This is a genomic window from Alicyclobacillus pomorum DSM 14955 (assembly GCF_000472905.1).
GTDB classification, from domain to species: Bacteria; Bacillota; Bacilli; order Alicyclobacillales; family Alicyclobacillaceae; genus Alicyclobacillus_A; species Alicyclobacillus_A pomorum.
On the sequence record NZ_AXAR01000030.1, the window covers coordinates 1 to 8,473 of the forward strand.

11 protein-coding genes and 1 riboswitch are annotated in these 8,473 nt (G+C 50.6%); of the genes, 1 reads left to right on the forward strand and 10 read right to left on the reverse strand.

Going from position 1 to position 8,473, the window contains the following annotated elements:
* Positions 1-228, forward strand: a 228-nt coding sequence (locus YWK_RS20610) for a transposase (RefSeq protein ID WP_035467433.1), incomplete at its 5' end; no start/stop codon positions are given.
* A 99-nt stretch (positions 229-327) separates the two neighbouring features.
* Here the strand turns inward: YWK_RS20610 and YWK_RS0117335 are convergent.
* The 10 genes from YWK_RS0117335 to YWK_RS0117375 all read right to left on the reverse strand — a co-directional run.
* Positions 328-1,014, reverse strand: a complete 687-nt coding sequence (locus tag YWK_RS0117335; protein WP_026965764.1) for a MerR family transcriptional regulator — start codon at positions 1,012-1,014, stop codon at positions 328-330.
* Positions 1,015-1,079: 65 nt separating this feature from the next.
* Positions 1,080-1,640, reverse strand: coding sequence for an alpha/beta fold hydrolase (locus YWK_RS22970; RefSeq protein WP_084453840.1), 561 nt, complete (start codon positions 1,638-1,640; stop codon positions 1,080-1,082).
* 48 nt (positions 1,641-1,688) lie between these two features.
* A complete protein-coding gene (locus tag YWK_RS0117340; protein WP_026965765.1) occupies positions 1,689-2,246 on the reverse strand; it encodes an N-acetyltransferase in 558 nt (185 codons plus the stop codon).
* A gap of 152 nt (positions 2,247-2,398) precedes the next feature.
* Positions 2,399-3,322, reverse strand: a complete 924-nt coding sequence (locus YWK_RS0117345) for an APC family permease (protein WP_026965766.1) — start codon at positions 3,320-3,322, stop codon at positions 2,399-2,401.
* Positions 3,323-3,634: 312 nt separating this feature from the next.
* The gene (locus YWK_RS0117350) at positions 3,635-4,786 is read right to left on the reverse strand and encodes a D-alanyl-D-alanine carboxypeptidase family protein (protein WP_026965767.1); all 1,152 of its coding nucleotides are present in this window, start codon (positions 4,784-4,786) and stop codon (positions 3,635-3,637) included.
* Between the two features lie 71 nt (positions 4,787-4,857).
* Complete coding sequence (locus tag YWK_RS0117355) at positions 4,858-5,877, reverse strand: rod shape-determining protein (protein WP_035467435.1); 1,020 nt, start codon at positions 5,875-5,877, stop codon at positions 4,858-4,860.
* 247 nt (positions 5,878-6,124) lie between these two features.
* Positions 6,125-6,260, reverse strand: a riboswitch (cyclic di-AMP (ydaO/yuaA leader).
* Positions 6,261-6,439: 179 nt separating this feature from the next.
* A complete protein-coding gene (locus YWK_RS0117360) occupies positions 6,440-6,634 on the reverse strand; it encodes a heavy-metal-associated domain-containing protein (protein ID WP_026965769.1) in 195 nt (64 codons plus the stop codon).
* Positions 6,635-6,887: 253 nt separating this feature from the next.
* Positions 6,888-7,028: a hypothetical protein gene (locus tag YWK_RS22040; protein ID WP_156909205.1), complete on the reverse strand. Its 141-nt coding sequence runs from the start codon at positions 7,026-7,028 to the stop codon at positions 6,888-6,890.
* Positions 7,029-7,072: 44 nt separating this feature from the next.
* A complete protein-coding gene (locus YWK_RS0117370; RefSeq protein ID WP_026965770.1) occupies positions 7,073-8,059 on the reverse strand; it encodes a COX15/CtaA family protein in 987 nt (328 codons plus the stop codon).
* A gap of 30 nt (positions 8,060-8,089) precedes the next feature.
* The coding region (locus YWK_RS0117375) for a UbiA family prenyltransferase (RefSeq protein WP_026965771.1) at positions 8,090-8,473 on the reverse strand (384 nt) is incomplete at its 5' end.

Below are 8,473 nucleotides of genomic sequence, written 5' to 3' on the forward strand. Positions count from 1 at the left end.
CGCAGACGGCTCCGGACAACCAATAGTGTGGAGCGACTCAATGAGGAGATTCGACGCCGGGAGCGCGTCATTCGCATCTTCCCAAACCGTGCGTCGGTGTTGCGTCTGTTGGGAGCTTTACTGATGGAGATGGATGAAAAGTGGGCGACGGGACACCGCTACCTAGACATGCAGGAGTACTGGGTGTGGCGTGCGTCCAAGGCTTCCGTCGTTAAGCAACTCGCTTGAGCGCACTACCGAAGAGGGAAAGTACACACAAATATGGACTTGATCGCCACATTCCATCGTTCTGCCTGTCAAAGTGTTGTTCACTCTGTGGGAGTAATGCTATTTTCTCAACAAGAGTTTCCACCAGGGCTGTTGCTCTTCTTGTTGTCCTCTCGCAGTTGCGATCTCTGGCCGCGTGGTCTCTTCTATCTGTCGAAGGGCTGTCATCATCTGTTCGTCCCGGTGTTTCACAGAGTCCTCGATGTATCGATCCGTTTCATCCACGATCTTGATAAGCTCTTGATTAAACTCGCGCTGCTGTTGCATTGCTTCACGCATTTGCTGCAAAGTTTTATTCATTTCTTGAATGATCCTATCCAAATCCTCGATGTATCGGTCCCGTTCATCCAGGCGATTAATAATCGCTTGATTAACATCATGTTGCCGTTGCATTGCTTCACGCATTTGCTGCAAAGTTTCATTCATTTCTTGAATGGTCCTAACGAACTTATTAGTTTCCGGATTCTGGGGTTCCTGGGTGTTCGCAACAGATAGTAATTGCTCGCTAAATTCATCGATGATGAGTTTTGTAGCCTGATCCCATTCAATGTTTTTGTTCACATACTCGGAAAGCTGTCTTAACGCAGAAATATCTCGTTCCGTATACAGTCGATTTCCTTGTTCATCTCTCATGATTTTGTATCCAGCTTGTTCTAATGCTTGACACCATGCACGTAGGGTTACAGGTTTAACGCCAATTTGTTGAGCGACTTGTTTTACGCTATAGGTGATTTCCGATTTTTCCACCGTCAGTCCCCCTGCTAAACCAGCTAAAATACCTACTAATTCTGAATAATTTACAGATTATCCTGCTAAGCTTGTTTCGGTAAATAGCTTGAAACGATATCAACGAGCCCCATCGCTCGTAAAGCAAGAACGTGTCCCCCCCGGCGACTGAAATCAATCTGCAAATCTATTTGGAGCGAACTTATCCTTCTCCTATGCACAATGAGAGTGGGTACATCTATTTCGTGCAAACTTTCGATTGCATCATGGTCGCGCGGTGCATCGTGTTGTCGAAGGGCACCATGAAGTCGTTTCCCTATCAAGAAAAGCCGGAGGAATTTACTCAGCCTACGGCTCGATAAAATCGGCTCGATCCTATGTACGTACGTTGAAACCAAGATTAGACTTTCAACCATATCGGGATGTTTTAGTGTCAGCTTTGTGGCGACACATCCCCCCAAGGAGATCCCTATGATATGAGCTCGATCAATGCCAAGATAGCGTAGAAGTTCTACGGCGTCCTGGGACAAAATCGGTATCGAATACGGAATGTCAGGTTTATCAGTTCGTTCAGAACCACGATTATTAAGCGCAATACCGTTGAATTCTTGCACAAGTTGATGGTTTAAGAAAAAGCAAGCCGCTATGCCATGATTCTGATAGCGGTTAGCGGCTTACTCTGACTCAGCACTGTCTTAATTGAGCGTTAAGACTTTGTCTGGATCCGCCGGCAGGCGGCCGTAGATTTCCTTTGCTTTGTAATTGTGAACTTTGCGGCAAGCAGTTTTCATCATGACAAGAGCGTGTTCATCGTTTATCTGACCTGACGGGGACCAACAGAAGACATCCATAACAAAATATCGACCAGCTTCGTCCTTGCGTTTGTAAGTAATCGCATCTAATGGAACGAATCCATTTCGGGCATAGAAGCGGCGTCGACGTTGGCTGTCCAGGTCGTTTGCAGACGCAGGCTCGACTTCTAATAGAATCGGCTTTCTTTTGCGTTTGAGTTTGCGGAGGATTTCTGAACCTAAACCTCTGCCACGTTTTTGGCCCGTCACAAGTAGATAATCGATGAAAAGAAACGACTCAAACTCCCCATATAGGACCAAAAAATCATCGGTTTCCCATATCTTGTACTCTGGGACGTTTGCGATCAATGCCTCAAGTTGTTTGCGATCCTTCATCTCGTGAGCTGGGAAATAGTCACGCAAGCGTCGGTAATATCCTGAACTGACGTTTGTATATTCCATGTATTCTAAACATTCCTCCTTAGAATCGAAATAAAACAGAGTAAAAAACAGACAAATTCGCCAGCCAGTTGGAGAACGACGGTGTGAACATCCCGTCCCTAGCGGCATTGTAAAACACCCTGATGTAGCTCATGATCACCGCAACCGTACAGTCAAAAGTCGCGACGAGTACACCAACGAAGACAATCGTCGCGCATATGGATAGACTGCACAAAGGCAGTGGAAGACACCTCAGCCGAATACACGCTGCCGATATTTTCTGCGGCCAATAGCAGTCCGAGTACAGCCGCTGTCTCCACGACGACCGCGATGATGGCCGAGACAAGAATCGTTTTTACCAATACGCGGCGTACATTCATGGTTTTCTCCGCAAAGTTTTGAGACATCTCATAGCCGGAGAACGAAAACAGAGTGACTCCAATCATGGAAAATAGGATGGTACTACCCAAGGAATGACCGATGCCGCTGGAAGTTATGGCGTAGCGATGGAGCACAAATGACATGGGGTGAACGAAGTGGAAAAAGCTAATGAGCGTAATCCCGAGGATGATCAGGAATTCGATGATCACCATAGCGGCTGTCAACCAGGATGCTGAATGGATTCGCATCAAAGCCATCATGGTTGCCAAAAGCGCCACGGCAACAGTATATACCTGCTCATTTACGCCCGGAAAGAACGATTGCAAGTATCCAGCGATACCGAGGATAAGGGAAGGTGCAGAGCCCAATCCGATCAATAGGCACAAAAACGCGGTGACAAGCCCGATCGGTCTTCCAAATACGCGCAGTGCTATGGCGTAAGCACCGCCAGAGACGGGAATGGCATTCGACAGCTCAGCATAGATCAAGCTGTTTAAGATGGCGCTCACACCGCCAATTAAAAATGCCAGAACGATTCCCGTACCGACTCCATGAAGCACCGGGCCAAAGTTAATAAACACAGAGGTAGTTTGAGATATGCTTGAAACCGCGATAGCAAGGAGAGCACCTATACCCAAGCTGCGGACCAAGGTTATCCTATTACGACCCGAATAATGCGAAGATACAGTTTTCGAAACGACAGCGCATTGCGGCATTCACTTACCTCCTTAGGTTGATATAGATCAATCTAAGGGCCGGTACCTACATTCCTCCTTCCGAACGGCCAAAATATTGATGTGTTTCAGTATATCATATTAAACGATATTGATTATGAATATTTGGTCGTTGCAGATCAGCATGGCATTCTCAGCAAGGGCTTGTAAAAGCACTATTCACCAGCCTAGATGACATGCATTTGCCCATAAAAAATCAACAAAACATCTCACGTTGCATACCGACACAATCGAGATGAATACGAAAAACAACATTGGGCAACGCCTCCACGAAGGAACGTTGCCCAACGGATTTTATGACAGTCGCATCAAGCGCCATTTCAACGACGGCTTCTTCAGTTGCTCCGCTTGCGTCAGCGGAACTGTGATTTTTTGTTCGCCTGCCGTGACTTGCAAGTTGTTTCCAACCAACTTCCTGGTTACGGTCATACCCGGAAACGCGATGTATGTAGCGTCTTCGGACGTTTGGAGCGGAACTGGAGATTGCCAAGGCACACTTGCAGACCCCACCGTGGTGCCCTTGGAAATGGAACTGGTCGTAATATACTTTCCAGCCTCTTGAAGCAGCGTCAAGTTTGCTTTGAGCGCCGACATCAGCGGTTGTCCGCCATGTTGCCCCAAGACGGCACCCAGCATCAGCACCTGCTTGCCGCCGACGTTGTGATACATCGCAGACACAAAGCAACCGCCAGCCTGGGATGTGCTCCCTGTTTTGACACCGACGATTCCGTTCTTTCCTACAAAGTAGTCGACGTTATAAACCGTACCTGCCCCCGGGAGCGTTGCCTGTGCTTCTTTGACGATATCGCGAAACGCCGGAATCTGCATTGCCGCGTCGGCAATTTTCAATTGATCCACGGCTGTGCTCCTCGACGCTGGATTGACACCAGATACGTCAGCATACGTCGTGTTATTCATGCCAAGTTGCTTGGCGGTATCATTCATTTCCTTGATAAAGGCACTTTCGCTCCCGGCCGTCCACTTGGCCAGCGTCATCGCCATGTTGTCGCCGCTCGGCAACATCAAGCCTTCGAGCATTTGCCGCTCAGTCCACTTGTCACCAGCCACCACCTTCACGACTGAATCCCCAGCCGCTTTATCTTTCTTATACAACGCTTCGTCTTCCGCCGTCATGGTAAGCGTAGGGCCATCTTCGCCCTCTAACAATGGATGATGTTTCAACACCACATAAGCGGTCATCATCTTGGTGAGACTTGCGATGGGCACCGGTGTCTGATTCGCAGTGGCCCCCATCAGGCCTACACCCGTTACTGCGACAGCGGATTGGCCTTCACCAGGAAAAGAAAACTGTGCCTTCCCCGGCACGACACTTTCCGCTGCTCCTTGCAACGTCAGTTGTGGGTTCGGCAACGGGCGCAATAGCTGTACCAAACCCACAACAATCACCAAAACCACAATTCCAATACCAACAACTTTCGCTTTCACGTGTCTCCTCCTAGCCTTTTACTAGCCCCATTATTCTAGCAAAAAGCTTGTGAACATAGACTGAACATCTGTTACTTCTTCGATGAAATTGGTAGCTGTGGATGAGACAGATTCGAGAAGAAGTTCGCTAATACAGCGCTTCTGGTGTCCTTGGCGTCCTTGAGAAGTCCGCGGATGACGCAGTTTTCCGGATCGTCAGCTACAATCATGGGAACGTCGGTGCGCTCCATCAACAGGTTCACTAAGCCCTTGGACTGGGCACCGCCTCCGACGAGTACAATCCCTCTGTCCATAATATCGCCGACCAACTCCGGCGGACATGACGCGAGCGTTTGTACGATGAGGTCGACAATGGTATTACAGTAGTTTTCCCATTGACCTTGTATCAGAGCGCATGGAACCTGTAAACTATCCGGCAATCCGGTGCTGAGATTTCGTCCCTTGACTTCTAAGGTTTCCGTCCCGTCCGCCGCATCACAACGTCGTTTGAGCTGTTCAGCAGACAATTGTCCGATGAGGAACGAGTAGTCCTTCTTCAGTGTCTCAATGATGGCGTGGTCAATGGAACGTCCACCGACATTGAGGCTCCGACTGTCCACAATTCCTCTCATCGACAAGATGGCTGCTTCAGTGACACCCGCGCCTAAATTCACGACGAGGCAACCGACGGGATCTTGAATGGGAAGGCCCGCTCCCAACGCTGCAGCAACACCCGAGTTGACGAGCGTTACCTCTTTTGCCCCAGCGGTTTTTCCAGCTTCGACCATAGCTTTACGTTCTACCTGTGTGAGCCCCGAAGGAATTGCCATAGTGAGCGTGAACTTACGCCGAAGGCGACCGGGCAGACATGTTTTCGCGACGTGTCGGATAATGTCCACCACCGCGCTGAAATCGTTCACGGCCCCCCATTGAACCGGTGTGGTAATTTTGACCAGATCCGGATTCCGGCCTATCATTTTCGCAGCCTCAGTGCCAATGATGGCTTCTCCACTTACATCGTAGGCAATGACACAAGGTTCACTGATAAAGTCCTCTCGTCCGGACACGCCTGCTCGAAACGTTGAGCTGCCTAAGTCTACTACAAGGTGCACGATGTTCAGGTCTCCCTTCATCCCTGCGCTGATGACTCAGCCTCGAGAACGTGGGGAAGAGCCCAGGCACGCCCGTACCATCCGCCAACATAACCGTCTATGGACCTTTTTACCTGTTTGCCACATTGGAAAACAGGATTCTCTCTATATATAAATGTTTCCTAGTGTTGTTTTGTATAATAGCCATCCGCATTGGGCGGCATTGATAGACATTGTGAACTAAAATACAAAAGATACACCCATACCGTAGGTCTCTAAACGCGCTTACGAAGTGAGCTGACGGACTCGGACACGACGTGATGCCCTACCGGCACAAAATGGCCAGATTCGCCCCGATAGAGTGGTTCCCCCGCTTCCCATAAGGAACTCAGCGCAGATATACCATTCTCTCAAGAGAGTATACCTTGAAATGGACAACCATGCAAAACCCATTCCTTACAGGTAGACCGAGTATACAAGAGCATGTCCGCATGGACAGACGTTGAGCCTGTTGAACACTAGACTACGCCGCATTTCGTTCTTGGAATAGACTTGACCATCTCATGGTTCGGCGCCGTGATGGTCAGTTCGACTCGTGCTTTGTTCCTGCCACCACACGCCGAAGTGTTTCCGAGGTCACTTCCGTTTCATCAAATGTGACGGTGGCGATATTTTCGACGAGATCCACATCCACGTCCTGTACACCGCGTGACCGTTGCAACGCTCTCATGACCGCGTTCACATTGAAGTCTTTTACCGACAGAGTTAGAGTTTCCACTGTCAACCACTCTCCAACGAGGAATGAATATGGGCATTAGCTTCCCCTCATGGATTGAATTCCATTCGGCTCAACTGGCTGAAGTCTTGGTGATTTCCACCCGCCATCGCTCCGGCCCCTCTTCCACGTAGTTCCATTCGAAAGCCCCGAGATACTCCGCGGCAGTTGATAGTATAAAGGCTTTGGATCGTGATCATTGACTAAGAGCATGCACGGCTTGGTGGCGAGTGCATCACATTTAGACAGCCAATGCTTAGTGTCGAGGTTTCGCCAGCAGCCACTGCGCCATAAACGTGACCGCGCCAAGCGCCGCCAGTACTCCTCCGATAGCGAGCGTTGCTCGCATGGCTTCCGCCCCCATCACAAGTGACATGGGACTAAACGCCGCGGCCATCAACGTCGCACCCTATGTCAGGCGTCATTTGTACAGGTGTGATTTCACAAACTCATGGCGCGCTTCCTCTTACCCACACGCCCACGATGTGCTTGGCGCTGCGGCTCGGGTAACGACCGCACGCATAGAGAACAAAGTGTGCCAAAGAGAAACGTCGCAATGGAGACGTGAATCAGGAACGCCGTCAGACTCAGTTCCGTGTAAATGAGCAAGGCGCCACTGACAGCCTGCAAGCAGCCTAGGATCAGTGCCGTGCGACACTGCTTAAACAGTCTCGGTACCTGCGCCCTCATCCGGTACGACTTGACGGTCAGCAATACCAACAACACAATCAGCCCGAGCGCCAGAGAGCGGTGGACAACGTCAATGATGAACGCCGTTCCAGCCTGCTGATACGTCTCGGTAGGGAACGGCCAACCCTGAAAGCTGCCGCCTACCCCGCGACTTGCTACAAACGACCCAAAGTAAATGGCAAACAGCAGGTAAGGCAGCGTGAACCAAGCCCATTTGGTAAACGACGTGTCCGGCAACACGCCGCGAAGCGGCATCCGTTGAGAAGGTCCGCCTGCCAGGTCAATCTGTCCTATGATTTGCGACAACGTGAGCACAGCACCGAAGGACAGGAGCGCGTTGCCCATGTGGATGGCCGTTACCACTGGCGGATTCACAAACAGCACCGCCATCGCCCCGAACGTGGCTTCCACCACCATAAATAGCACCGCAATGGAGATCAGGACCTTGACCTCAATCCACGCACCGTAGCGTCGCCAAGCCCAGACAGACAAGGTGACCAACGATACCATGAACACGAAGACAATGGCCCGGTGCGTAAATTCAATCGCGGCAGCTTGTTGCCAATGCGCAGGCAAAATGCCGGTGGAACTAAACGGCCAGCTGCGGCCCAGCCCCTCCGAAGAGTTTGTGCGCGTATCAATAAACCCCAGGGTGTTCACGCAGAACAACGAGACGAGCGTCACCACAGAGAGCCAATATACTTTTCCCTTTTTCGCCACGGAAGAAGCGCGGGACATCCTCTTCACCTCCTTGTGGGTATGGGCGCCTTAGAGAACGGCACCCGCCACTATCGCTGCAAACATCACCGGCAAGTATAGGAGTGACGCCAGGAACGTCCACCGCACCCAGACGTTCTCGCTGTCCGGCTCGCGCAGCATCTTGACCGTCACCGCAAAGAACGCAGCCCCTATCAACATCGCGCAAACGAAGTAAATCCAGTGGAAAAATCCCGTAAAGTACAACGCAATCCCGGCCAGCCACAAGATGGCCGCGTACCACACGGACTGCACTTTGGTACTTCTGGCTCCACGTACAACAGGCATCATCGGGATGCCTGCCCGACGATAATCTTCGTCCTTCAACAACGCCAGCGACCAGAAGTGCGGCGGTGTCCAGAGGAAAATCAATCCGAACATCAGCCAGGCTGCAAT

Bases quoted from the DNA above. Each gene is read 5' to 3' on its own strand.
- YWK_RS0117340 (WP_026965765.1), bottom strand. From the start codon at position 2,246: ATGGAATATACAAACGTCAGTTCAGGATATTACCGACGCTTGCGTGAC.
- YWK_RS0117345 (WP_026965766.1), bottom strand. From the start codon at position 3,322: ATGCCGCAATGCGCTGTCGTTTCGAAAACTGTATCTTCGCATTATTCG.
- YWK_RS22040 (WP_156909205.1), bottom strand. From the start codon at position 7,028: ATGGCCGCGGCGTTTAGTCCCATGTCACTTGTGATGGGGGCGGAAGCC.
- YWK_RS0117370 (WP_026965770.1), bottom strand. From the start codon at position 8,059: ATGTCCCGCGCTTCTTCCGTGGCGAAAAAGGGAAAAGTATATTGGCTC.